At 40.7% G+C, this 25,703-nt stretch carries 26 protein-coding genes and 4 pseudogenes; 10 read left to right on the top strand and 20 right to left on the bottom strand.

Annotated features, from left to right (window positions below; translation table 11 throughout):
- Positions 1 to 145 (top strand): annotated as a pseudogene (locus tag LH47_RS15145) (UPF0236 family protein); the annotation flags it as partial.
- Positions 146 to 406: 261 nt separating this feature from the next.
- Here LH47_RS15145 and LH47_RS16420 read toward each other — a convergent pair.
- The 4 genes and pseudogenes from LH47_RS16420 to LH47_RS06680 all read right to left on the bottom strand — a co-directional run.
- Positions 407 to 514: pseudogene (locus LH47_RS16420) on the bottom strand (PepSY domain-containing protein); the annotation flags it as partial.
- A 126-nt stretch (positions 515 to 640) separates the two neighbouring features.
- Positions 641 to 2,305 (bottom strand): glycoside hydrolase family 13 protein, encoded by a 1,665-nt coding sequence (locus LH47_RS06690; protein ID WP_043965867.1) that lies wholly within the window; start codon positions 2,303 to 2,305, stop codon positions 641 to 643.
- Between the two features lie 196 nt (positions 2,306 to 2,501).
- Positions 2,502 to 4,109 carry an MDR family MFS transporter gene (locus LH47_RS06685; RefSeq protein ID WP_043965865.1) on the bottom strand — a complete coding sequence of 536 codons (1,608 nt, stop codon included), beginning with the start codon at positions 4,107 to 4,109 and terminating at the stop codon, positions 2,502 to 2,504.
- Between the two features lie 5 nt (positions 4,110 to 4,114).
- On the bottom strand, positions 4,115 to 4,558 hold the full coding sequence (locus LH47_RS06680; RefSeq protein WP_043965863.1) for a MarR family winged helix-turn-helix transcriptional regulator: 444 nt from the start codon (positions 4,556 to 4,558) through the stop codon (positions 4,115 to 4,117).
- Between the two features lie 136 nt (positions 4,559 to 4,694).
- On the opposite strand from LH47_RS06680, the gene LH47_RS06675 reads away from it, so the two are divergent.
- The 4 genes and pseudogenes from LH47_RS06675 (at position 4,695) to hflC (ending at position 8,974) form a co-directional block, all read left to right on the top strand.
- Positions 4,695 to 6,113, top strand: a complete 1,419-nt coding sequence (locus LH47_RS06675; RefSeq protein ID WP_043965861.1) for a SpoVR family protein — start codon at positions 4,695 to 4,697, stop codon at positions 6,111 to 6,113.
- Positions 6,114 to 6,361: 248 nt separating this feature from the next.
- A pseudogene (locus LH47_RS06670) lies at positions 6,362 to 7,000 on the top strand (IS1380 family transposase); the annotation flags it as partial.
- A gap of 79 nt (positions 7,001 to 7,079) precedes the next feature.
- Positions 7,080 to 8,045 carry an FtsH protease activity modulator HflK gene (hflK, locus tag LH47_RS06665; protein ID WP_043965859.1) on the top strand — a complete coding sequence of 322 codons (966 nt, stop codon included), beginning with the start codon at positions 7,080 to 7,082 and terminating at the stop codon, positions 8,043 to 8,045.
- A complete protein-coding gene (gene hflC, locus LH47_RS06660; protein ID WP_043965857.1) occupies positions 8,042 to 8,974 on the top strand; it encodes a protease modulator HflC in 933 nt (310 codons plus the stop codon). Before hflK ends, hflC begins: the two co-directional genes overlap by 4 nt.
- Positions 8,975 to 8,978: 4 nt before the next feature.
- Here the strand turns inward: hflC and LH47_RS06655 are convergent, their stop codons facing one another.
- A complete protein-coding gene (locus tag LH47_RS06655) occupies positions 8,979 to 9,431 on the bottom strand; it encodes a methylated-DNA--[protein]-cysteine S-methyltransferase (RefSeq protein WP_043965855.1) in 453 nt (150 codons plus the stop codon).
- Between the two features lie 100 nt (positions 9,432 to 9,531).
- Here LH47_RS06655 and LH47_RS06650 point away from each other — a divergent pair, with 100 nt between their 5' ends.
- A complete protein-coding gene (locus tag LH47_RS06650) occupies positions 9,532 to 9,783 on the top strand; it encodes a YhdB family protein (protein ID WP_043965853.1) in 252 nt (83 codons plus the stop codon).
- A 27-nt stretch (positions 9,784 to 9,810) separates the two neighbouring features.
- Here the strand turns inward: LH47_RS06650 and LH47_RS06645 are convergent, their stop codons facing one another.
- Entirely contained in the window at positions 9,811 to 11,550 is a 1,740-nt protein-coding gene (locus LH47_RS06645) for a phospho-sugar mutase (RefSeq protein WP_043965851.1), read from the bottom strand.
- Between the two features lie 224 nt (positions 11,551 to 11,774).
- Here LH47_RS06645 and LH47_RS15140 point away from each other — a divergent pair.
- Positions 11,775 to 12,317, top strand: a pseudogene (locus LH47_RS15140) (DDE-type integrase/transposase/recombinase); the annotation flags it as partial.
- A 226-nt stretch (positions 12,318 to 12,543) separates the two neighbouring features.
- Here LH47_RS15140 and LH47_RS06640 read toward each other — a convergent pair.
- A complete protein-coding gene (locus tag LH47_RS06640; RefSeq protein ID WP_084220274.1) occupies positions 12,544 to 12,945 on the bottom strand; it encodes a CBS domain-containing protein in 402 nt (133 codons plus the stop codon).
- Positions 12,946 to 13,101: 156 nt separating this feature from the next.
- On the opposite strand from LH47_RS06640, the gene LH47_RS06635 reads away from it, so the two are divergent.
- Complete coding sequence (locus tag LH47_RS06635) at positions 13,102 to 13,530, top strand: disulfide formation protein C (RefSeq protein ID WP_043965849.1); 429 nt, start codon at positions 13,102 to 13,104, stop codon at positions 13,528 to 13,530.
- Positions 13,527 to 13,991, top strand: coding sequence for a thioredoxin family protein (locus LH47_RS06630; protein WP_043965847.1), 465 nt, complete (start codon positions 13,527 to 13,529; stop codon positions 13,989 to 13,991). The genes LH47_RS06635 and LH47_RS06630 overlap by 4 nt, the downstream gene beginning before the upstream one ends.
- Positions 13,992 to 14,014: 23 nt before the next feature.
- Here the strand turns inward: LH47_RS06630 and LH47_RS06625 are convergent, their stop codons facing one another.
- Complete coding sequence (locus LH47_RS06625) at positions 14,015 to 14,404, bottom strand: DUF5365 family protein (protein WP_043965845.1); 390 nt, start codon at positions 14,402 to 14,404, stop codon at positions 14,015 to 14,017.
- Positions 14,405 to 14,509: 105 nt separating this feature from the next.
- On the opposite strand from LH47_RS06625, the gene LH47_RS06620 reads away from it, so the two are divergent.
- Positions 14,510 to 15,421, top strand: a complete 912-nt coding sequence (locus LH47_RS06620) for an RluA family pseudouridine synthase (RefSeq protein ID WP_043965843.1) — start codon at positions 14,510 to 14,512, stop codon at positions 15,419 to 15,421.
- On the opposite strand, the gene LH47_RS06615 is transcribed toward LH47_RS06620, so the two are convergent.
- The 12 genes from LH47_RS06615 to trmL form a co-directional block, all read right to left on the bottom strand.
- On the bottom strand, positions 15,416 to 16,753 hold the full coding sequence (locus LH47_RS06615; protein WP_043965871.1) for a hemolysin family protein: 1,338 nt from the start codon (positions 16,751 to 16,753) through the stop codon (positions 15,416 to 15,418). The two genes, LH47_RS06620 and LH47_RS06615, sit on opposite strands and share 6 nt — an antisense overlap.
- Before the next feature lie 46 nt (positions 16,754 to 16,799).
- Positions 16,800 to 17,486, bottom strand: coding sequence for a zinc metallopeptidase (locus LH47_RS06610; protein WP_043965841.1), 687 nt, complete (start codon positions 17,484 to 17,486; stop codon positions 16,800 to 16,802).
- A 152-nt stretch (positions 17,487 to 17,638) separates the two neighbouring features.
- On the bottom strand, positions 17,639 to 18,772 hold the full coding sequence (locus LH47_RS06605) for an MBL fold metallo-hydrolase (RefSeq protein ID WP_043965839.1): 1,134 nt from the start codon (positions 18,770 to 18,772) through the stop codon (positions 17,639 to 17,641).
- Between the two features lie 52 nt (positions 18,773 to 18,824).
- Positions 18,825 to 19,058 carry a glutaredoxin family protein gene (locus LH47_RS06600; protein ID WP_009362052.1) on the bottom strand — a complete coding sequence of 78 codons (234 nt, stop codon included), beginning with the start codon at positions 19,056 to 19,058 and terminating at the stop codon, positions 18,825 to 18,827.
- A gap of 81 nt (positions 19,059 to 19,139) precedes the next feature.
- The gene (locus LH47_RS06595) at positions 19,140 to 19,916 is read right to left on the bottom strand and encodes a sulfite exporter TauE/SafE family protein (protein ID WP_043965837.1); all 777 of its coding nucleotides are present in this window, start codon (positions 19,914 to 19,916) and stop codon (positions 19,140 to 19,142) included.
- 48 nt (positions 19,917 to 19,964) lie between these two features.
- Positions 19,965 to 20,192, bottom strand: a complete 228-nt coding sequence (locus LH47_RS06590; protein WP_009362054.1) for a sulfurtransferase TusA family protein — start codon at positions 20,190 to 20,192, stop codon at positions 19,965 to 19,967.
- A gap of 48 nt (positions 20,193 to 20,240) precedes the next feature.
- The gene (locus LH47_RS06585) at positions 20,241 to 20,636 is read right to left on the bottom strand and encodes a DsrE/DsrF/DrsH-like family protein (protein ID WP_009362055.1); all 396 of its coding nucleotides are present in this window, start codon (positions 20,634 to 20,636) and stop codon (positions 20,241 to 20,243) included.
- Positions 20,633 to 21,208, bottom strand: a complete 576-nt coding sequence (locus LH47_RS06580) for a sulfurtransferase TusA family protein (protein ID WP_021095473.1) — start codon at positions 21,206 to 21,208, stop codon at positions 20,633 to 20,635. Before LH47_RS06580 ends, LH47_RS06585 begins: the two co-directional genes overlap by 4 nt.
- 11 nt (positions 21,209 to 21,219) lie before the next feature.
- The gene (locus tag LH47_RS06575) at positions 21,220 to 21,519 is read right to left on the bottom strand and encodes a rhodanese-like domain-containing protein (protein ID WP_043965835.1); all 300 of its coding nucleotides are present in this window, start codon (positions 21,517 to 21,519) and stop codon (positions 21,220 to 21,222) included.
- Positions 21,520 to 21,662: 143 nt separating this feature from the next.
- On the bottom strand, positions 21,663 to 22,823 hold the full coding sequence (yhbH, locus tag LH47_RS06570; protein WP_043965833.1) for a sporulation protein YhbH: 1,161 nt from the start codon (positions 22,821 to 22,823) through the stop codon (positions 21,663 to 21,665).
- A 227-nt stretch (positions 22,824 to 23,050) separates the two neighbouring features.
- Positions 23,051 to 24,946 (bottom strand): PrkA family serine protein kinase, encoded by a 1,896-nt coding sequence (locus LH47_RS06565; RefSeq protein WP_043965831.1) that lies wholly within the window; start codon positions 24,944 to 24,946, stop codon positions 23,051 to 23,053.
- A 281-nt stretch (positions 24,947 to 25,227) separates the two neighbouring features.
- Positions 25,228 to 25,701, bottom strand: a complete 474-nt coding sequence (gene trmL, locus LH47_RS06560; RefSeq protein WP_003399162.1) for a tRNA (uridine(34)/cytosine(34)/5-carboxymethylaminomethyluridine(34)-2'-O)-methyltransferase TrmL — start codon at positions 25,699 to 25,701, stop codon at positions 25,228 to 25,230.
- Positions 25,702 to 25,703 lie beyond the last annotated feature (2 nt).

The following is a 25,703-nucleotide window of genomic DNA, read 5'->3' as shown; positions in this document are numbered from 1 at the left end:
GTCCAAGCGGGTTGAACAGGCCAAACGGAAGGCAGGACGGTTGTGGGCAGATGTGGTGCGTCAGAATCTACCGTGTCTGCAGCGGTCATCCGGGACGCCGATCCATCAAGCGTTGTCGGCGCTTCGGGATTTTGGTTGGGTGTAAAAAAATGGAATACAATATCATCACTTCAAGATGAGGGATGAGAGTCCAAAAGCGCTTACGATATCAATTCCTGAAAATGGTTCGCTAACTAGTGATTGACAACACCCGTAGTGAACCGAAAAAATGTTCTCCACAAAGTCTTGACTGACTCAACGCTCCAGACTCGCTTGCTTTTCTCACCGCATCAATCATATTTAACTTCGCATGTTCATGTCCATCTCCATGCGCATGTTCATGATTGTCATGCGAATGACCACCCATTCCCATTAACCATCGCTCTGTTAACAATAAGCCCGTGACCGCTTCTAAAAGTAAAAATACAGAACAAATAAGTCCAATCCATAAATGTAAATTGCGCGTTTTTTTCACAAAAATCCCTCCGTTTAAAAATATGTGCTTGTCATGAATGTACAAAAAAGAGATGTGAAAAGTATGAAATGATTACGAAAAAAATGTGAAATCCCCTATTCCATATCGGAAAAGGGGATTTCATCATCATTTCATGACATATACGCGCGCTTCGTATGGACGCAATGTAAAACGTGTCGCATGTTTATGTTGTTTGACATTATAGTTTGTTAACACAAGTTGTTCGCTATTTAATTTTAACGAGTCATAGCGATACATCGTTTTTCGGTCTGTTAAGTTCACGATGACGACCGCTTTTTCATCACCTAACGTGCGCGTATACGCATAAATGGCTTTATGGTTTTCTAATATTAAATCATATGTTCCATAAACGAATACGTCATGTTGTTTACGAAGTTGAATCATACGTTTATAAAAGTTTAAAACAGAATTCGGATCATTTAGCTGCTTTTGAACGTTAATTTGCTTATAGTTTTCATTTACACCAATCCAAGGCGTTCCTGTCGTAAAGCCGGCATTTTTTTCGTCGGACCATTGCATCGGTGTGCGCGAATTGTCGCGGCCATTTTTCCAAATCCAACGCATCACTTCTTCATGAGAACGACCTTTGGCGCGTTCAATGCGATAGTAATTTTTAATAGCGACATCGTCATATTCATCAATCGTTTCAAACTGTACGTTCGTCATGCCAATTTCTTGCCCTTGATAAATAAACGGTGTCCCTTGCATAAGGAAGTATAATGCTCCTAGCGCTTTTGCGCTTTCGACAAGATATTGTTCATCATTTCCCCACGTTGACACCGAACGCGGTTGGTCGTGGTTTTCAAGAAATAGCGCATTCCATCCAACCCCTTCTAATCCTTTTTGCCATTTCGTTAATACGCGTTTCAATTTCTGAACATCGACGCCGCCATCTGTTCCTTTTTGCCACAGTCCAAGATGCTCAAACTGAAAAATCATATTAAAAATGCCGTTTTCTTCACCGACCCAATCTTCCGCTTCCTCTACAGTCACTCCATTTGCTTCGCCAACCGTCATAATGTCGTAACGCGCAAACGTTTGCGCTTTGAGCTCACGAAGATACTCCATAATTCCTTCTTGATTCATATGTCCATCAAACGAAGGAACGTAATCAAGACCTTTTGGATTCGGTAAATCCGGAAGTCCTTCTTTTTTCTTAATGTGTGAAATCGCATCAACACGGAAGCCATCAATCCCTTTGTCAAGCCACCAGTTGATCATATCGTATAACGCGCGACGAACATCTTCATTTTCCCAATTTAAATCAGGCTGCTTCGTCGCAAAAACGTGCAAATAATATTGGTGCGTTGTCTCGTCATATTCCCAAGCTGAACCACCGAAAATGCTTTCCCAGTTGTTTGGCTCTTTTCCATTTTTTCCATCACGCCAAATGTACCAATCGCGTTTTGGATTATCTCGTGATGAGCGCGATTCAATAAACCACGGATGTTCATCGCTCGTATGGTTAATGACGAGATCTAAAATGACTTTCATATCGCGCTTATGAATTTCTTCAAGCAACTGATCAAAGTCTTCCATCGTGCCAAACTGCTCCATAATGTCTTGATAGTCGCTAATGTCATAGCCGTTGTCAGCGTTTGGCGATTTATAAATTGGACAAATCCATATGACATCGATTCCAAGGTCTTTTAAATAATCGAGCTTTTGAATAATCCCTTGCAAATCACCGACGCCGTCTCCGTTCGAATCCATAAAGCTTCTCGGATATATTTGATATGCAACCGCTTCTTTCCACCAAGCCTTTTTCACGTAAAATCCTCCTCAATCCAATCAAAATAAATCGCTTTCAATGATCTTCACTCTTTCATGTTAATATACAAACGGCTTCGTTTAAAGAGGAAGTTGCACTTTTTCATAAAAAATTTCGTTTTTGTTGTGCAACCGGTTTAAATACGAACAAAAATAGGCAACGATGCATCATCGTTGCCCGCTGTATACTTATAATTTATTCCATTTCATTCATTTTATTCGTTCGATTTGAAATCGTAATGCGGCCGATAAACATCGCAAAAATAAAGCCGATGCCAACAAAAATCAATCCATATAAAAACACATCGCTTAACGCATCAACGAGCGTTTGTTTTAATACAGGCACAAACATTTGTTGCATTTGTTCGGGAATTTTTTTCAACGTCTCTGGATTTAAAATGACTGAATATACGCTTTGCGGATTCGATTCAACGAGCTGCTTAAATGAATCCATCATCGCATGCGCTTGTTCCGGTAATTGTTGTAACAACGGGAGAAACTTCGCTTCCAATAAGTCTTTCGAACGATGGTTCATAATTGCCCCTAACAATGTTGCGCCAAACGTCCCACCGATTTGACGGAAAAACTGGCTCGATGATGTCACGATGCCAAGCTGCGATTTTGGAAATACTTCTTGCAACGCAAGCGTAATGACTGGATTGACGAATCCTAGCCCAAAACCGAGCGTCGCCATAAATGACATCGCCGTCCATTTATTTGTATGAACATCCATCGTTGACAATAAGAAAAAGCCAAGCGCTACAAGCACCATGCCACCAATGACTTGCGGACGCACGCCAATTTTTTGCACAAGCCGGCCACCGATCATGCTTGCGATAATGAGCGCAAACATCATCGGGAACATCATCGTTCCCGATTCCGATGGGCTCATCCCGATGATGCCTTGCATAAAGAGTGGCACGAACATAATTGCTCCAAACATGCCAACAGACATAAAAAAGCCGACACTATTGAGCACAACAAACGTCTTATTTTTTAATAAATGAATGGGCATAATTGGCTCCTCGGCTTTACGCTCAACAAATACAAATAAACTGAAAAAAACGACCGAACTAGCTAGTAAAGAAATGATTTGCCATGATAGCCAATCGTATTTGTCGCCGCCGAACGTTAACGCTAACAACAACGAAACAACGGCTACAACCATCGTAAACATGCCCGCCAAATCAAGTTTTACACGCTCAGCCGTACGATGATTATGCAAACCAAGAGAAATGAGAACAATGGCTAATATGCCGACGGGAAGGTTAATATAAAACACCCAACGCCAATTTAACGAATCAACAATCCATCCACCGACTTGCGGGCCAAGAATAGACGCTAATCCGAATACACCGCCAAACACACCTTGCCATTTTGCACGCTCTGCCCCCGTAAATAAATCGCCAATGACAATCATCGCCATCGGCATCATAATGCCACCACCAATTCCTTGAATGGCGCGGAAAATAATAAGCTGGGTCATCGTATCCGCCATGCCACATAGCGCTGAACCAATAATAAAAATCGCTAATCCTGTAACATAAATCGACTTTCTTCCAAACAAATCAGCAAGCTTGCCGGCAATTGGGACAATCGTTGTTGACGTGAGCATGTACGCTGTTGTGAGCCATGCCATCATACTTAGTCCACCAAGTTCCCCGACAATGCGCGGCAACGCTGTTCCAACAATTGTTCCATCGAGTGCCCCGAACAACATCGCAACAAGTAGTCCTGTAATTAAAATACCCCGCTTTTGTTGTATATCGGCCATGCTCGCTTGTATCGCGGCCTGTTCTTTCATGTGTATCACTTCTCCTCTTTTTCATTTGTCGCAACAATTTTTTCGATCGTACAGACAAATTGTTCAAGCTCATCGGGTTGCAATTGTTTTAGATAACGTTCAATAATTTTTCTTCGCTCCGCCCGCGCATGTTCAAGTATTTCTCTCCCCTTTTCAGACAACTGTACATACACAACGCGACGATCTTCCTCATCCCGTTCGCGCAAGACAAATCCGCTTTTATATAAGCGATCGATCATCGTTGTAATCGCGCTCGGTTTGACAAACATTTCATCCGCCAATTCGCTCACTGTGCATTTTTCACGCTTTGACAGCAAATTTAAAATAAAAAACTGCGGTTTCGTTAAGCCAATCTCTTCTTTCGCTAAATCAGCTGCCAGTTTGCGAACGGCTAACGAAAACGCATGCTCTAATCGCTCAACAAGCGTAGGAAACGGCGTTTGTCCCATACACACTCCACCTTTTTTAACGATATAAATATTTAACATAGTTAAATATATACGAAAGAAAATATAAAGTCAATGAATTATTCCTGACGTATCAAATGACGCGCTCGTTCATACATTGTCATAAGGAGGGAGCGCGATGAAACGAGATGAACAAAAAGCATTAGAAAAAGCGATTGCGGAAATTACAGAAATTGCAGAAGGGTTTGGACTCGATTTTTATGAAATGCGTTATGAAATTTGTCCAGCTGATATTATTTACACATTTGGAGCATACGGTATGCCGACACGCTTTTCCCATTGGAGCTTCGGCAAACAATTTCATAAAATGAAGCTCCATTACGATCTCGGATTAAGTAAAATTTACGAACTTGTCATTAACTCCGATCCGTGCTACGCATTTTTATTAAATACAAATACGCTTATTCAAAATAAATTAATTGTCGCACACGTACTTGCCCATAGCGACTTTTTTAAAAATAACGTTCGCTTTAGCAACACAAAACGAGACATGGTTGAAAGCATGGCGGCAACAGCCGAACGAATAAAGCATTACGAGCACGAATACGGGAAACAAGAAGTCGAAAAGTTTTTAGACGCTGTATTAGCTATTCAAGAGCATATTGATCCGTCACTCCTTCGCCCGAAGCTTTCATGGACGATTGCTGATACGGAAGTATACGAAGACGATAATGAAACGCCAAAACCTTCTCCGTATGACGACTTATGGTCTCTTGATGAAAAGAAAAAAACAACGCCTGCTCGAAAAAAAAGAAGAAAGTTTCCTCCACATCCTGAGAAAGATTTGTTGCTTTTTATTGAAGAATATAGCCGTGAACTCGATGAATGGCAGCGCGACATTTTAACGATGATGCGAGAAGAAATGCTTTATTTTTGGCCTCAGCTCGAAACGAAAATTATGAACGAAGGATGGGCGACGTACTGGCATCAACGTATTTTACGCGAAATGGATTTAACGAGCGATGAAGCGATTGAATTTGCGAAATTAAATGCAGGCGTTGTGCAACCTTCACGTACAGGCATTAATCCATACTATTTAGGACTGAAAATTTTTGAAGATATCGAAAAACGTTGGGACAATCCGACGGAAGAAATGAAAAAGCTCGGAGTCAAACCTGGTTCAGGACGCGCAAAAATATTTGAAGTACGCGAATTAGAATCTGACATTTCTTTTTTGCGCAACTATTTAACGAAAGAACTCGTCATGCGTGAAGATATGTATTTATTCCAAAAACAAGGAAAAGACTACAAAATTGTTGATAAACATTGGGAACATGTACGCGATCAACTTGTGAACATGCGCGTAAACGGCGGTTTTCCATACATTACAGTCAACGATGGCGACTACATGCGCAACGGAGAACTATATTTAAAACATTGGTATGAAGGCATTGAACTAGACGTGAAATATTTAGAAAAAGTGCTTCCTTACATTTATCAACTTTGGGGACGTGCGATTCATATCGAAACAGTGATCGAAAACAAACCGACACTATTCACATACGACGGAAGAAACGTACAACGAAAATATATATGAGCTACTGAGTGAGTAACCAACAAAAAGTTTACATTTTATGTAAACTTTTTTCTTTTTCTCTGCTCAGTAATTACATAAAACTTGTGTCAAAGCAGTTATTTAATTAAAATTTTACCTGTGTTCTTAAAACGTTCTATAATGGTAAATGATACCTGAATCCGTGACAAAAAATCTTTACAATCGTCGCAAACCGTTGATACGACAAGGGAAAACGACATGAATGACTCTTCATCAAGTAGGTGAATACGATGAAAGATTTCCCGATTTGGTTTGTGTTGACAAATGAAGCCATTCCCCAAAGTGCGGGGCTTGCTCTCGTTGGCTACTTGCTCCATCAAACGAAACGGGATAAACGAGTAAACGCCCTTCGGCTTCCAACGGTTCGTCGAGATGTGTACATTCATTCGCTCGATGATCGGCTTGCCACAGGAAAAACGGATTTTGATCATATCGAAGCACATCGTCATGATGATATCTTTTCGACATCGATGGGCATTCGGCACGTGCCTTCCTCCCCGACGTTGAGACAGCGGCTCGATCAGCTCGCTTGTCTTCCGATGACCGAAGCAATCATTTGGGAGGAATTGATGCGTCTGTTGGTTCGACAACACGCCACCTTGGCTCCTTGCTGGACGAAAGGGAAGACGACATGGCTCCCACTTGATGTAGATGGCTCCCCATTTGACAACTCGGATACGAAAAAAGAAGGAGTGAGTCGAACGTATAAAGGATTTGACGGTTTTACGCCGTTGTTTGCGTATGCGGGGAAGGAATGGGATATCGTTCATGCCGAGCTGCATCCAGAGAAACAACATGCGCAAGACAACATGCCCTCGTTTCTGATCACCGCCATCCGTCGAGCTCGTCAACTTACTTCGTCTCGTCTAGCACATCAGTAGCTTTTTATTGAAACTTTTTTCTGTTTTTTCCGTACATACATATAAATAACAAGAAAGGTGGGTTTATATGAAAAATCGTTCTTTTATCGGCATCATCATCGGTACCATTTTGGGCATTTTTCTTCTCGTCGTTGCCTTAACGTCATGGTACACCGTTGATGAGTCGGAACAAGCCATTATTTTAACTTTTGGGAAAATTGATGAGGAAGTCACAACACCAGGGCTACATTTTAAACTCCCTTGGCCGATTCAGACAGTCGAAACGTTATCGCGAGAAACGTTTAGTTTACAATTCGGATACAAAGAAGAAAATGGAAAAGTCGTCGCGACAAACCAAGCCGACACAAAAATGATTACAGGTGATGAAAATATTGTGCTTGCCGATATGGTCGTCCAATGGAAAATTACCGATCCTGCGAAATTTCTTTACCGTTCATACGAACCGGAACAAATTTTATACAATGCGACATCTGCCTCCTTGCGCAGCGTCATCGGTAGTTCAAAAATCGACGATGCCTTGACGTCAGGAAAGGCAAAAATCGAAGCCGATGTGCGCGAATCGCTCACCGCATTAATGAAAAAATACGATATCGGCATTTCTATTTTAGCTGTGAAGTTACAAGATGTTGATTTGCCAAATGACGAAGTACGCAAAGCATTTACAAACGTCACAGATGCACGTGAAACGATGAACACGAAAATTAACGAAGCAAATAAATACCGAAATAAACGAACGAAAGAAGCCGAAGGGGAAAAAGATGCATTAATTTCCCAAGCGGAAGCTGATAAAGTGGCACGCATTGAAAAAGCATATGGAGATGTCGCAAAATTTAACGCCTTGTATGAAGAATATAAAAACGCAAAAGACATTACAAAGCAACGACTAATGATCGAAACGCTTGAACAAGTGTTGCCATACACGCGCATTTACATTATGAATGACGATGGGAATACACTGAAATATTTACCAATTCAACCGATCGAAAAACAAACGACAGAGAAAAAGACAGAGAAAGGAAGTGGTAACGAATGACAAATTTTCAAGACGATCAAAATATCCTTTCTTTTAAAGATAAGCTTCCAACGAAATGGTTTCGTTTTATCATCGGTGGCGGCATTGGACTTGTTTTATTTGTTATCGCCTTAACAAACGTATATATCGTTCATGAAAACGAGTATAAAGTTGTCCGCCAATTTGGTGAAATTGTGCGCATCGACCAAACGCCGGGATTACGTTTGAAAATTCCATTTATTCAAACCATCACATCGTTGCCAAAAGCACAAATTTTTTACGACGTAGCCGAAGCAGAAATTAATACAAAAGATAAAAAGCGGATTCTCGTCAACCATTACGCCATTTGGGAAATTACCAATCCGAAAGAAATGATTCAAAATGCCCGCACATTAGAAAATGCAGAATCAAAAATGGATGAATTTATTTTCTCCATTGTGCGCACCGAGCTTGGACGGTTAAACTATGATGAAATTATTAACGATGAAAAGTCATCGCGCGGCAGTTTAAACGATGAAGTAACAGCGAAAGTAAACGAGCTGTTACAACAAGACCGTTACGGCATTCGTGTCGTTGATGTGCGCTTAAAACGCATTGACTTACCAAAAGAAAACGAACAGTCTGTTTACAAACGAATGATTTCCGAACGCGAATCAAAAGCGCAAGAATATTTGTCAATGGGAGATGCCCAAAAGCAACGCATTATCGCCCAAACAGACCGCGAAGTGAAAGAAATGCTGGCCAAAGCGCAAGCAGATGCAGAACGCATTCGTGCCGCAGGTGAACAAGAAGCTGCGCGCATTTATAACGAAACATTCGCAAGAGATCCTGAATTTTATTCGTTTTACCGTACGCTCGAGTCTTATAAAACGACCATTGGCGAAGATACGGTCGTCATTTTACCAGCCAATTCACCGTACGCCAAATGGCTACTTGGTCAAACGCGCTGATCATTCAGCGCGTTTCATGCTCAAGCAACCATTTTTTTCTTTCTATCCCCCACGCATACCCGCCAATTCCACCGTCTGTACGCACGACGCGATGACAAGGGATAACGATCGTGAATGGGTTGCTGCCGACAGCATTTCCAACTGCTCGTACTGCCTTCGGACGTCCAATTTCTTTTGCAATATGAGCATACGAAACCGTTTGTCCATAAGGAATCGTTTGCAACGCTTCCCACACGCGAATTTGAAACGGGGTTCCCACGAGCTTTAACGGAATCGAAAACGATGTCCGTTTCTTTTGAAAGTATTGTTCAAGCTCCTCTATCCATGGCATAAAGCTAGTTGGAATATTTCTCTCTCTACATTGTTCCACAACATCTATGCGCTCTATGCTTTCATCTGTTCCAATCATTTGTAACCAACCAATTGGCGATTCATAATACGCGATATACCTCTCCATGCCCAACTCTCCTCTGCCAAATCGCACAACATTTACAGCGAAAAAAACGGCCGTTTTTTCATAAACTACATATAGCTCCTCACGATAAGGAGGGTTTGCGTTGCATACAGCTGATTACGATAAAGCGCTTTATTATACGTACCGATCGGAATGGGATCATTTACTCATTCTTATGGTACGCACAAAAGACGATTTACTTTCAAAAAAAATTGAACAGTTTCTTCATGCATATAATTTCGAAAAAGATTACACCGTCGTCCAAAAGCGACTAAATGCATTGTTACGTTACATCGATCACGCGTTAGACGTGTATGAACAAGAGGCAACTCTGACGATGCAATATGATTATTAAAGTCATTCAAAAACAACTGATAAGGCATTACGCCTTATCAGTTGTTAACATATATACTCGCTCCATGACCGCTGTTTCTAATTGCTCTAGTTGTAGTTTTGCTTCCGTCAACGTTCGCCCTTTCACTCCAAAATAAAATTTCATTTTCGGCTCTGTGCCAGATGGACGCGCGCAAAACCAAGATCCATCTTCAAGTACATATTTTAATACGTTCGACTTTGGCAAATGAATCGTTTCTTTTTTTCCTGTATCCACATATACTCGTTCGCTCGCTTTATAGTCTTCGCGAATAACGACACGTTGCTTTCCGACAACTGTTGGCGGTTCATGACGGAACGTCGCTAATAACGCTTCGATCCGCTCTGCCCCTTCTTTTCCTTTGAGCGTAAGTGAACGTAATCCTTCTTGATAATATCCATATTGCTCAAATAGTTGCATAAGCGCTTCGTATAAAGATAATCCTCGTTTTTTATAAAGCGCGCACACTTCAACAGCTAAAACGGCGGCTTGAATCGCATCTTTATCACGCGCAAAATCACCGATTAAATAGCCGTAACTTTCTTCGTAACCAAACTGGAATACGTACTCCCCTGTTTGTTCATATTGTTTAATTTTTTCACCGATAAACTTAAATCCTGTTAACGTATCCATCGTTTTTATATCGAACGACTCGGCAATGGCGCGACCAAATTCAGACGTTACGATCGTTTTAAATACAATCCCGTTTGGCGGTAATATCCCTTTTTCTTTCTTTTGCGAAAGAATGTAATGAAGCAATAATCCACCTGTTTGATTGCCCGTTAAAACGACGTATTCCCCTTTTTCATTTTTTACCGCAATCCCTAAACGGTCAGCATCAGGATCTGTTGCAATCAACACGTCCGCATCCACTTGTTTTCCAAGCTGAATCGCTAATTCAAACGCGGCATGTTCTTCTGGGTTCGGTGATTTTACCGTTGAAAAGTTCGGATCAGGTTGCTCTTGTTCTTTTACTACAAACACATTTTTATAACCAAATTCCTTCAATCCTCGTTGAACGAGTTTATTTGCTGTGCCATGAAGCGGTGTAAATACAACTTTTACATCAACTTCATGAGCGAGTTGTGGGGAAAGAGAAATCGTCTTTAATTTTTGTATGTATGCCTCATCAATCTCCGCTCCGATGATTTGAATGAGCCCTTTTACTTTTAATACGTCTTCTTGCTCAATCTCAAGCTCCCATTCATTTTCAATCGCATCGACGTGCTCAATGACGACATCTGCAATATGTGGCGGCAACTGTGCCCCATCTTCCCCATATACTTTATACCCGTTATACTCCGGTGGATTGTGGCTTGCGGTAATGACAATACCCGAAAAGGCACGTAAATGTCGTACAGCAAATGAAAGTTCTGGCGTCGGACGAAGCTCATCAAACACGTACGTTTGAATCCCGTAGGTCGCAAGCGTTTTTGCGGATTCCATCGCAAACTGTTGCGATTTATGACGCGAATCGTATGCGATGACCACCCCACGTTTTTTTGCTTCCTCACCGAACGACGCAATGTATCGAGCGAGTCCTGCCGATGCTTTCCGTACAGTATATATGTTCATTCGATTCGTCCCCGGTCCAATTTCCCCTCGCATTCCTCCTGTACCGAACTCTAACGTCTTATAAAAGCAGTCTTCTAACAGCTTTTCATCTTGCTCTAGTTGCTCCAAATGCGCACGAAGTTCTTCATCTAATTGCGCTTCTTTCCAACGTTCATATATCATTTTCCAAGTCATGTGTATCCCTCCATATCCGTTGCGGTACTGTCAAAAGTTTTAAAGACGTACCCCGATTTTTTGTTGATTTTGCGCAATGAATGATAAAAAAGCTTGCCACCCCTGTTGTTTGCGGTATGATTGAGGTAACCACACACATAACCACCCAAACAAAAAGGAGTGACAAGCTTGTTACCTCAATTATTAGCGTATTTGTTTGAAATAATCAAGACCCAATATCAAATCATTGTCTAAAGACACTTGAAAAAATCAAAGAGCGTAAAGATTATCACATCCACAAATGTAAAAACGATGATTGTTCATTTTACCAAGCGAACTTGCGGCGGATGACATCTCGGGAGAAAGAAAAGTTCCAACACGCACCGCACGCCTTTAAAGTGCGGTACATTTATCGTGAGTTCCTCTTTGATTTTCAGCCATTGGCACCGTCGTCGCCGGTGAAAACAAGGGTGGATGTATCACGTCTTTCTGTTTCCTCGCACACCCTAGGGATCATTTTGACGTATCACGTCAACTATGGGCTCTCCGCCCGAAAAACGGCGAGTATCATGAAAGACGTCCATGGGTTGCCGATTTCCCATCAGACCGTCATCAACTATGCCCCTAGCGTCGCGCGGATCATCAAGCCTTTTGTTGATCATTTTCCGTACGAACTGTCCGGCTCTTTTTGTGGCGACAAGACGTATATTCGCGTCAAGGGGCGCTGGCATTACTTGTTTTTTATGTTTGATGCCGTGAAAAAAGTGGTGCTTTCTTATGCCCTTTCTTCCTGTCCTTGCCCTTACTGACCCTTTCTTCCCTTTGGCGAGTGTTGGTCAAGGGCGAATCCGATTTCACCATCCCCTTTATTTTCCTTCAACAAGTCGCTCATCGGCACTTTTCATAGAATTTTTGACGCTACCTCCGTTGCTCATTGTAACTTATTCTCGCTTTTTTATACAAATTCCTTTTTTGAACAAAAAGGAGCTCCTTATAAAGAAGCCCCTTTCTTGTTTAATGATATGAAGGTTCAGAAATCTCGGATAACGCTTGCTCTGCCGCTTCATCGTATGCTTGGTTTGTGGCAATATCACCTAAAGCAACAATGCCACAAAGCGCATTATTTTGTACGATCGGTAAGCGGCGAATTTGATTTTTGGCCATTACTTTCGCTGCTTCATCAACGCTCATGTTTGGTGCACCTGTGACGACATCGCTTGTCATTACTTGTGAAACAGGCGTCGAAGGGGTTAATCCTTGCGCCGTCGTACGAAGGGTAATGTCACGGTCCGTAATGATCCCTTTTACTTTTCCATTTTCAACAACAGGAATAGCGCCAACATTATGTTCATTCATTAATTGTGCTGCCTCTTGAACAGATTGATCTGGTGTGACCGTCGCCACTTGGCGCGTCATAATCGATTCAACTGTATGATTCAATATGATCCTCCCCTTTCGCTTTTTATTGTGCACGTTCGCCTGTTCATTATGTAAGTAAAATATCGTCGCAATTTACATCATTTCTTTCGATGTACTATAATGAACAAAGAGTAAAAATAAGAAGGTGGAATCATGGCGCAGAGAGAAAATCATTTGTTAGCCGCTTGGATCGTTGCACTCATCGCTACGCTTGGCAGCCTTTATTTTTCTGAGGTGCTGAAGTTTATCCCATGTGAACTTTGTTGGTATCAGCGTATTTTCATGTACCCGCAAGTATTTTTGCTTGGCATGGCTTTTGTGCGCAAAGAGTTTGAGATCGCTCGTTATACGCTTATGCTATCTGTTGTCGGTGGCATGATTTCTTCTTATCATTATCTCATTCAAAAAGTGACATTTTTCCGAAATACTGCTCCATCATGCGGTATTGCACCGTGTACAGGACAGTATATTAACTGGCTCGGGTTTATTACGATTCCCTTTTTAGCACTTGTTGCTTTTATTTTCATTAGCGTCATAAGCTATCGTCTTATAAAAATGGAGAAAGAAGGGAAAGAAGAATGAAAAAATTACTTATTTTCGGCGGTATCATTATCGTTTTATTCGGCGCACTTGCTTGGATTACATCATATACGCAAAAACAAAAAGCGGAAGGAAACCCGTTTGGGAAAGAAGAGCTACATCCAGCCACGATCGACCTTCTTGACGATCCGAATTATCAAAACATTATTTTACCTGACGAATTAAGAGAAGCGTTAAACAATAAAGAAACGATGACCGTTTACTTTTACAGCTCAACGTGTGAATTTTGTAAAAAAACAACGCCAATCGTTGTGCCGTTAACGAAAGAAATGGGCATCGACTTAAAGCAATTTAACCTCCTTGAATTTGAAGAAGGATGGGATGAATACGACATTGAAGCGACACCAACAATTGTCCGATTTAAAAATGGGAAAGAAGTCGCACGTATTGAAGGATATTATGAAGAAGACGTATTTCGAAAATGGTTTGAACAAACAAAATAAAAGCCTTCGTCGTGAAGGCTTTTTTACATCACCCAAGAATGAGCAGGTTTCATATATATGCTCACGTAATGATCTTTTTCGTGTAAAAAATGTTCAGGTGTAAGCGGGAAGCTTATTCCGTGTCGCGCTAATTGCTCTACATTGCGTTGGAACAAATGATTGTAGTAAGAAACGCGATGGAACGAAGCAAATTCAATAATCGCTTGTAACGATTGTAATGCAGAAATAATCTCAAACGCCTCTTTTAACGTTCCATCGTATGTGGAAGATTGAAACTGTAATATACCAAGCGATTGAAATGTTTCAATTTCATGATCTGTGAAATATTTTGGAAAAATACATGTATAAAATTGCTCAATAAGCGATTGAATATATTGCTTTTGCTCTTCCGTAGCAACATAGACGGTTTTCAATTGATCTCACCTTTTTCCATTTCATTTCCTAATCTATAACGAAATTGTAACATATCAACTCACTTTATGGTGTTGGTAATTTATTGTATAGAAAGAGTGAGGCGAATGAATGTACAGAAAAAAGGAAATTGGCTGATGCTTGAAGCGCCATCATCATGGGTTGGCCTATCGCTTGAACAAGCATTCCAAACAAAATGGTTCGTTCCTAAAAAAATGTTGCATGAATGGCGAATGACAAAAGGAGTGACAGTAAATAAGAAAACTGTTCCTTTACACACAATCATTTCACTAAACGATCATATTGGGGTACATATAAAAGACGAAACGATTGAACCGATGCCAACATACTTCCCGCTTCATATTTTGTTTGAAGACGATCATGTGCTCGTCATTAACAAACCCGCACATATGGACGTCCATCCGGCGCAGCCAAACCAAACAAATACGTTAGCAAATGCGGTCGCATTTCACTTTCAATGTGAAGGAATTTATAGCAAAGTCCGACATATTCATCGCCTTGATCGCGATACGAGCGGCGCCATTTTATTTGCTAAACATGCGCTTGCTGGCGCTGTACTCGATAAATATTTAGCGGAACGAACGATTCATCGCACATACGTTGCACTCGTTCATGGATATGTGAAACAAAAAAAAGGAACGATTAAAGCTCCAATCGGTCGCGATCGTCATCATCCAACGAGACGTCGCGTATCGAAAACAGGAGAGAGAGCAATTACTCACTATGAACGTCTCCAATATGACAAACAAAAAAATGTGTCGCTCGTTCGTTTGACGCTTGATACAGGAAAAACACATCAAATTCGCGTCCATATGAGCTATATCGGACATCCATTAGTTGGGGATACGTTATATGGGGGAAAACCGTGGATCGATCGACAAGCGTTACACGCGATCTCACTTTCTTTTCCACACCCGTTTACAAACGATCCGATCACCTGTTCTGTCCTACCTGATGAAGCGATTTTCGGCAATATAAAAAGAGGCGCGTTCCTATAACGCAGCCTCTTCGTTCATATCCGTCACTACATCTACTGCTCGAGGGCGACGTGTCACTTCAATTTTTTTCACATGATGACCGTCTAATTGAATGACTGTAAACGTATAGTCACCACACTCAATTTGCTCTCCTGGACGAATGTTGTAACGTTCTGTTAACATCCATCCCCCGATTGTATCAACGTCTGTATCATCAATTTCTAAGCCGAATAAATCATTAATTTCACTAATGAGCACTTTCCCATCCACAATTGTTCGATTTTCATCAATCGTTTGAATAAGCGGAGTCTCATCTGTATCGAACTCATCTCGAATTTCTCCGACAATTTCTTCCAAAATGTCTTCAACTGTGACTAAACCGGATGTCCCTCCGTACTCATCAACTAAAATTGCCATATGAATGCGCTCTTTTTGCATTTTCACAAGTAAATCTTGGATAGGAATCGTTTCAATCACTTGAATAATTGGGCGTATATATTCACGCAGTTCCCTTCGCTGTTGACAGTTTACAACAAGGTCCGTAAACAACTCTTTTACATTTATTAATCCGAGAATATGATCTTTATCGCCATCAATAACAGGATAACGTGTATATTTTTCTTCACGGATTGTTTGCAATACATGTTCCATCGAATCATTGACATCTAACGCAACAATTTCTTTGCGTGGAACCATAATTTCTTTTGCGACACGATCGTCAAAACGGAAAATGTTATTCACATACTTATATTCTGTATGATTAATTTCTCCGTTTTTATAACTAGCCGATAACAGAAGACGCAACTCTTCCTCAGAATGAGCCAATTCTTGTTCGTTAGATAGCTGAAAACCAAATAAACGAACGACTAAACGCGCAGACCCATTTAACAACCAAATAAACGGATACATGACGCGATAAAACAACATGAGTGGGCGCGCCGTCCATAACGTAATTGTTTCGGCCTTTTGAATCGCAATCGTCTTCGGTGCTAATTCACCGACAACGACATGAATAAACGTAATCGTCGCAAATGCGACAATAAAAGAAGCACCGTGGGCAAATGATGGCGAGACATGAAACTCGTCAAAAAGCGGACGAAGCGCCCGTTCTACCGTCGGTTCTCCGAGCCAACCAAGGCCGAGTGAGGTCATCGTAATTCCAAGTTGATTTGCTGATAAATACTCATCTAAATGAGTGATGACATGCTTTGCTGCCACCGCTTTTTTGTTACCTTCTTCAATCAGTTGATCAATGCGCGATGAGCGCACTTTTACAATCGCAAATTCCGAAGCGACAAAAAAACCGGTAAGCCCAATAAGAAAAACAATCATCCATAAACTAAATATGTCCAACGAACGTCCGCACGCATACATGCGTGCGGATGCCACCTCCTATTTATTAATCTTCATTATTTCCTTGCACAAAAATAAGTACATACTTAATTAATTCTAACACCGAAATAAGCGCTGCAGCAACATACGTTAATGCCGCGGCATTTAATACTTTATTTACCCCACGTTCTTCTTCATTGCGAATAATACCTTCTGCGATCATAAAATCTTTTGCACGTGAACTTGCATTAAACTCAACAGGTAGCGTAATGACTTGAAACGCTACGGCAAACGAGAACAAAATAATCCCTAAACCAATTAACGAAAACTGTTGCAATAAAAACCCGCCAAGAAGAAGGAATGGAGCCATTCCAGATGTCAAATTTACAATTGGGAACATACGATGGCGTAAAACGAGCGCACCATATGCTTGTTGATGTTGCACCGCATGCCCTACTTCATGGGCAGCTACCGATACAGCTGCAATCGAGCGGCCATAGTAAACCGGCTCTGATAAACGAACAGCGCGAGCAATTGGATCGTAATGATCTGTCAACGTACCTGGAACAAGTTCCACTGGCACATCGTATAATCCATTGCGATCTAAAATGAGACGCGCCACTTCTGCTCCCGTCAATCCAGAGGAAGCAGGTACATCTGACCACTTGCTAAAGTTTCCTTTCACTTTAAATTGCGCCCAAATCGACACAGCGAAAGCAATTAAAATAAGGAAATCCATTGGGTGAAAAAACATAATATCATCCCTCCGTTATTTTATATTTTAATGAAAAATAGCCGAAAATGAAAGAGAGTACCTCCACATACGTTATATACGACTATTGTGTCCAAAAAGTTTCACAAAATCGAAAAAACCTCGCACATAGCGAGGTTGAATAAAATTCCTTTTTAATGTGTATGATGAACAGCGCAACGGTTCGGACCGATTTCAAGTTCTTGTTGTTGCTCTGGCGTTGCATCTTTCACACCACGATTGATGGCAATAATGTCTTCAAAGTTCGGTGGTGTTTCAGAAGAAGCGGATTGCGCCACATGTTCAACGAACTCCTCTTCCGTTTTACCTTGCATTATTTCGTTCATTTGGCGAATGTTTCCTAACGTATTCCCGATATATCCTTGCTCATTCACTTCTTGATCAAAGTTTGCATAGTGAGCAGGAAGGACAATAACATCATCAGCAATTTGTGCTACTTTGTTATACACTGTATCGTATAAATCTTTTGCCCACTCGCGCGCTTTTCCGCCAAGATCTGGTCGACCAAGACCGCTTACGAAAATCGTATCACCAGAGAAGAGCAATTTATTGTTTACGAAAAATGATACACTACCTGGGGTATGACCTGGCGTTTTAATTGCTAATACTTCTAGGCTTACTTTTTCAAATTCGATGCGATCATGATTTTCTAACGGCTCAAATTCAAATACCGCACCTTCACTCTTCATTAAATAATATTTCGCTCCTGTTTGTTTTGCTAATTCATATCCGCCAGAAATGTGATCGGCATGTAAATGAGAGTCGACGATATGTGTAATCGTTACGTTTTCGTTTTGCGCCACTTCCTTATATACATCAATAAATCGAGATGGATCAACGATAAGCGCTTCTTTGCCCGATACGACCATATAAGAAAGGCAACCTTTACCAACACGAATAAATTGATATACTTTCATATTTTCATCTTCGTATACAACAACTGGATATAAATATTCACTCCATGCTTTCATGCCGCCTTTTAAATAAAATACTTCGAAACCTTTTTCAGCAAGCATGTCAGCGACCATCATCGAAGACCCTTCTTTTGCACAAACAACGACGATTTTTTTATCTTTCGGTAAACGTTCTAACACAGGCTCAACGCCATCAATTAATTCAAAATAAGGAACGTTTAAATATTCAATGTGATCTCCTTCAATTTTCCAATCTGCAAAATCTGATTCATTGCGAACATCGAATAAGAAAAATGGTTCCTTATTAACAATCATCTCATTGATTTGTTGTGCTGTTAATGCATATACTGCCATGTAATATCCACCTCTCCTTATACCTTATAGGGTATTTATATAAGTAAAAAAATTATTGTTGTAACAATTGCATAATTCGTTGCGGATCAAATCCAACGACCCATCGTCCGTTAATTTCTGTCTGTGGCACGCCCATTTGTCCAGTCGAGCGAACAACGTAGTCAACAGCTTCAGGATGTTGATGCAAGTTCACTTCTCTAAAAGGAATGCCTCGTTCAGCTAAAAAGTTCTTTAGCAATGTACAATATGGACATGTCGTCGTCGTATATACCGTTACTTGTTTCATATTACCATTCCTCCTTTATGTTCACTATTTTATATACCCCTAATAGTATTATAACATAAAGGATGAATTTTTCAACATCTTTTACAAAATGTCCAACCAAATTTTAATAGCTGTTGCTACGATGAGGGCAGCTAAAATAAACTGCAATATTTTTGTATTGACCTTTTTACCAACGTTTGCTCCGATCGGGGAAGCAATTAAACTTGCAACAACCATAATCAATGCCGTCCAAAACTCGAACTGCCCTGTTGTAATTTTTCCTACTGTTGCCCCAATTGATGAAATAAACGTAATAGCTAATGATGTAGCAATCGTCATACGTGTTGGAATTTTTAGTACGACGAGCATAATTGGTACAAGAATAAATGCACCAGCAGCTCCAACAATTCCAGCGCCCACTCCGACAATAAATGCTAATGCGGCAGCGAGCCACTTATTAAATGTCACTTGATCGAGTGGAATGTTATCAATTTCTTTTTTCGGAACGAACATCAAAACGGCCGCAATCGTTGCCAACGCTGCATAAACGATATTAATGCCGCCTTCACTCATTAATTTTGAACCATAACCGCCGATGAAACTACCGAGCAAAATGCTCGTTCCCATGTAAATAATTAACGTTTTGTTTAAATATCCACCTTTCCGATACGCCCAAACGCCTCCAATTGTTGCGAAAAATACTTGAATGGCGCTAATGCCGGATACTTCATGAGCACTAAATGCAGCGTAGCCAAGCAACGGTGGAATGTAAAGAAGCATCGGATACTTAATGATCGATCCGCCAATTCCAACCATTCCTGAAATAAACGAACCGATAAATCCAATGAGAAAAATCGTCACAATAAAGCCGATATCCATGCTAGTTCACTCCTTGTATGAAGCATCGGGACATACGCCCGATGCTTCTCACGCTTTACGAATCCAAAATTTTAGTACGTCGCCTTCTTCGGCCATGTCAATCATTTCATGACCCGCTGATTTTGCCCATGCGGACAAATCGTTTTTAGCTCCTTTATCCGTCACATGAATTTCTAACACTTGACCTGATTGTAGTGTATCCATTCCTTTTTTTGTACGAACGATTGGCATTGGGCACGCCAACCCTTTTGCATCAACGACAAGATCTGCTTTCATGCTTTTCCTCCTTAGAACGTCCAAGATCTGCTTTCATGCTTTTCCTCCTTAGAACGTCAACGTAATGTCAGCATCTTTCGCAAAATCGAGGAATGTGACAGCTCCACCAACATCGATGCCATCTACAAAATGTTCTTTTGTTAATCCCATGACATCCATTGTCATTTGACAAGCAATGAATTTCACACCCATTTCTTGAGCCATGCTTACAAGTTCAGGGATCGATGGAACGTTCGCTTGAGCAAATCCTTGTTGAATTTGTTCTTTTCCTTCTGGAAGTGGCAATTGCTTATACGCTTCTTTATGAATTAAATTTAATCCTTCGAATGTAAAGAAAATCGCTACTTCTGCTTCTGTTGCTGCCGCTGCTGTCGCAATGTTAAATACTTTGTATGCATCGAATAATCCACCATTTGCTGCAATAATTGCTACACGTTTGTTCATTGTTCATTTCCTCCTTTAATCATTGTTCCTTTCCATTCTGTCATGCCCGGAATGACGTTAAATACATGTGTGAATCCTTTTTCAGCTAATTGTTGCGCAGCGAGATCGCTACGATTGCCTGTTCGGCAAATGACGTAAATCGTCTCATCTTTATTTAATTCATTCATTCGTTCGGACAGCTGTCCGAGCGGAATATGATACGCTCCTGGAATATGTCCAAACACATATTCCGCTTCCTCGCGTACGTCTAAAATAAATACTTGTTCATTGTTTTCTACTTTCTTTTGCAATTCGTCTAACGCGACAACGTGAGGATATTTCGTTTCCTCTTTGCTTTCTGTCGGATTCGCTTTGCGAAGGTAATGTTTGAGTACATCCCCTTCTTCAATCGTGCCGATATATTGATGCCCTGTGTTTTTTGCCCAGCCTTGAATATCGGCAAGCGATCCTTTGTCCGTTGCTTGCACTTCCAGCACTTGGCCAGGTTGTAGCTGTTCCATTGCCTTTTTCGTGCGAACGATCGGCATTGGACAAGATAGCCCACGCGCATCAACGACAAGATCTACATTCATTCGATTCCCTCCTATCGTTCGATCTCACCTGTCCATTCAAGCATACCGCCCGTCATATTCACGACTTGGTATCCGTAGCTTTCTAACAATTGACAAGCCATACCACTTCGATTTCCTGAGCGACAAACGAGAATATGCTCTTCATTTTTATCAATTTCATTCATTCGCTCAAGCAATTGGCCGAGCGGAATGTGGCGTGCGCCTGGAATTTTCCCATGCGCCACTTCTTCATATTCGCGCACGTCAATAATGCTCAGTGCACGCCCCTCTTTTAATTGTTGCTCTAGTTCTTGTGGGGAGATATGTTTCATTTTCCTCACCTCTCTATACTCATAAGGGTATATTTCATTGTAAAAAATAAGTTATTACCATTACCTCTATGAGTATATTACAAAACCCCCACCCGTTTGTCAACTATTTTTTCGCAAAAAAAAACCTTGTATCACACAAGGGTTTAAACAAGCGTTTTCTGTTCTTCTTTTCGGAAAAAGTTTCTCATCGCTTGCAGTACATCAGACTTTTGTTTCAAAATGTAGTAGCGAAACTTTTCATCTTTAATATGCTTATATGCGGACATAAGCGTGGAATGGCGATTGTACTGATTTACTTCCCCGTATCCAAACATATTCGATGCTTTCATTAACTCTTGCACGAGCTTCACACAGCGCGCGTTATCGGATGTTAAGTTGTCGCCATCGGAAAAATGAAATGGATAAATGTTATACTTCGTCGGTGAATAGGTCGTTTCAATGACTTCAAGCGCCTTTCGATACGCTGATGAACAAATCGTTCCACCGCTTTCCCCTTTTGTGAAAAATTCTTCTTCTGTTACAACTTTTGCTTCGGTATGATGAGCGATAAAAACGATATCTACCGTTTCATATTTTGTTCTTAAAAAACGCGTCATCCAAAAGAAGAAACTTCTAGCCATATACTTTTCCCATACGCCCATCGATCCGCTCGTATCCATCATCGCAATGACAACTGCTTTTGAATCTGGCTTAATGACTTCATTCCACGTTTTAAATTTTAAATCTTCTGGATAAATTGGATAAAAGCTTGGATTACCGCTTAATGCATTTCGTTTAAACGCAGCCATCATCGTTTTTTTCTTATCAATATTTCCCATTAATCCTGTTCGACGAATATCATTAAATTCGATATGTTGAACAACGTGATCTGCGTGTTGCTTTTTCTTTAAATCTGGAAGTTCCAATTGACTAAACAAAGCTTCTTCTAACTCCATTAAAGACACTTCTGCTTCATAATAGTCTTGCCCAGCTAGATCACCTGCTCCTTGACCTTTTCCTGGTCCTTTTTGACCGTCGCCAGAACCGTCGCGCGCAATCACATCGCCAACTTGACTGTCCCCATCGCCTTGGCCGACATGTTTATTTTTGTCATAATTATAACGAATTTTATATTCATCTAACGAACGAATCGGTATTTTTATGACATCGCGACCATTTGACATAATAATGCTTTCTTCTGTAATTAAATCGCCAAGATTATTTTTAATCGCTTCTTTTACCTTTTCTTCGTGCCGTTTTTGATCATCGTGGCCTTTTCGATGGAGGGACCAATCTTCTTTTGACACAACGAAGTTTCTACTCATTTTTTCCCCTCCTACATGTAAAATAATGATGCACACTTTCCCTTTTTCTTGCATACAATATGTTGGCTGTTAAAAATGATGAATGAATGAATGAATGGTTGGTTACTTTATCCTATGCAGCGACCGAAAAAAATTGACAAATGATTTCGAAAATTACTCGAATCCCTTTCTTTTAGACAAGCCTGTTTTCTAAAATGATAAAACAAAGCATGCCAAGTGCGGCATGCTTATCTGTTTAACAAACTTCCGACATAACGAAGCAACTCATTTGCCGAAGTGGAATTGTAACCGTACTCGTCAATCAAACGGGCGACAACTTCATTAATTTTCTTTAATTGTTGTTCATCCGGCGTTTTTGTTGATGTCGTAATTTTGACGATGTCTTTCAAATCAGCAAACAGCTTTTTCTGAATGGCTTCGCGTAACCGTTCATGTGAATTATAATCAAAGCGCTGACCTTTTCGTGCATATGCCGAAATGCGAATTAAAATTTCTTCACGAAACGCCTTTTTCGCATTTTCTGAAATGCCGATTTGTTCTTCAATCGATCGCATTAACTTTTCATCTGGATTCATTTCTTCCCCCGTTAACGGATCGCGAATTTTCGCTTTGTTGCAGTATGCTTCTACATTATCTAAGTAATTGTCCATCAACGTTTTTGCCGATTCTTCATACGAATAAACAAACGCTTTTTGCACTTCCCGCTTTGCAATTTCGTCGTATTCTTTTCGCGCAATCGAGATGAAGTTTAAATAACGTTCCCGATCTTCTTTTGAAATAGACGGGTGATGCTCTAATCCTTCTTTCAACGCCCGTAATACATCTAGCGCATTAATGGACGGCACTTCTTTCCGAATAATACAAGACGAAATGCGATTAATGACATAGCGTGGATCAATGCCGCTCATTCCTTCATCCGGGTATTCTTTTTTCAATTCCTCTACATCGACTTCATTAAATCCTTCGACAAGCTCACCGTCATACAAGCGCATTTTTTTCACAAGGTCAATATCACCACGTTTCGGCTCTTTCAAACGCGTTAAAATTGTAAACATCGCTGCCACTCGGAGCGTATGCGGGGCGATATGCACGTCCGCCACATCGCTTTCACGAATCATTTTTTCATAAATGCGTTCCTCTTCTGACACTTTTAAGTTATATGGAATTGGCATAACGATAATACGCGAATGAAGCGCCTCGTTCTTTTTATTCGCAATAAACGAACGATACTCTGTTTCGTTCGTGTGAGCAACAATTAATTCATCGGCACTAATAAGCGCAAAACGTCCTGCTTTAAAGTTTCCTTCTTGCGTTAAAGAAAGCAAATGCCATAAAAACTTTTCATCGCACTTCAACATTTCTTGAAATTCCATAATGCCGCGATTTGCTTTGTTTAACTCTCCATCAAAGCGATATGCGCGCGGATCCGATTCTGACCCATATTGAGCAATCGTAGAAAAATCAATGCTTCCCGTTAAATCAGCAATGTCTTGCGACTTCGGATCGGATGGGCTAAACGTCCCAATTCCAACGCGCTTATCTTCTGAGAAAAAGATGCGTTCGACCATCACATCTTCAATGCGCCCACCATATTCTTTTTCAAGCCGCATCATATTTAATGGCGACAAATTTCCTTCGATACGAATGCCATACTCTTTATAAAACTCATCGCGCAAGTTGTGCGGAATTAAATGAAGCGGATCTTCATGCATCGGACATCCTTTAATGGCGTATACGGCGCCACGATCCGTATATGAATACGCCTCAAGCCCTCGCTTTAACATCGTTACAAGCGTTGATTTTCCACCGCTTACCGGTCCCATTAACAACAAAATGCGCTTTCGAACATCTAATCGCTTCGCGGCTGGGTGAAAATATTCTTCCACAAGTCGTTCTAACGCTTCTTCAAGCCCGAATAATTGACCGCTAAAGAAGTTGTATTTTTTCTTCCCATCTACTTCTTCGATGCCAGCATCTTTAATCATATTGTAAACGCGAGAGTGAGCAGACTGAGCCACCCACGGCTTTTCTTTTACGATTTCTAAATATTCCGCAAATGTCCCTTCCCACTTTAACTTCTGTTCTTCTTCTCTATATTTTTGTATTTTTTTTAAAATGTCCATACACGGACCTCCTCCACCGTTGTGATCTAGCATTGTGATTAATACCATATGTATGCAAGGATGTCCGGGATCATTCGTGAAAGAATGACTTTCATCCCGACATGCAATTAAGCTATAATGAAAACGTGGACATTTGTTGTCACTTCATCAAGGGAGGAGATTGTATATGAAGACGCTTCTCGTTCTTGGCGTAATCGGTGCCTTTTTGGCGGCGATCTTCACAGCAGGATATAATGATAAGCCAGAAGTAAAAAATTAAGCGACTTTCATTCGAAAGTCGCTTAAAATACGTTTGGAAAGTTTTGTTGTCTTAACGCTTCATACACGAGGATAGCAGCTGTGTTCGATAAATTGAGCGAACGGACGTATTCATTCATCGGAATGCGCAAACAACGTTCCATGTTGTTTTCAATTAAATCTTTCGGCAATCCGCTTGTTTCGCGACCAAAAACGAAAAAGTAGTCTTTCGTTTGATCGCTATAGTCAAACGATGTGTAATATTTTTCTCCAAACTTCGTAATAAAGAAAAATTGGCCTTCCTTATATTTTTCGAAAAGCTCTTGTAATGAATCGTAATAATGAACGTCAACATACTCCCAATAATCTAATCCGGCACGCTTTAACATTTTGTCATCAGTTGAAAATCCGAGCGGTCGAATTAAATGTAATGACGTTCCTGTCGCCGCGCATGTACGCGCGATATTTCCTGTGTTTGCTGGAATTTCTGGTTGGTACAACACAACATGTAAACCCACGC

It is taken from the genome of Anoxybacillus thermarum, assembly GCF_000836725.1.
Taxonomy (GTDB): domain Bacteria; phylum Bacillota; class Bacilli; order Bacillales; family Anoxybacillaceae; genus Anoxybacillus; species Anoxybacillus thermarum.
The sequence above is the reverse complement of the archived record's forward strand: the minus strand, read 5'-3'. Positions and strand labels throughout refer to the sequence as shown.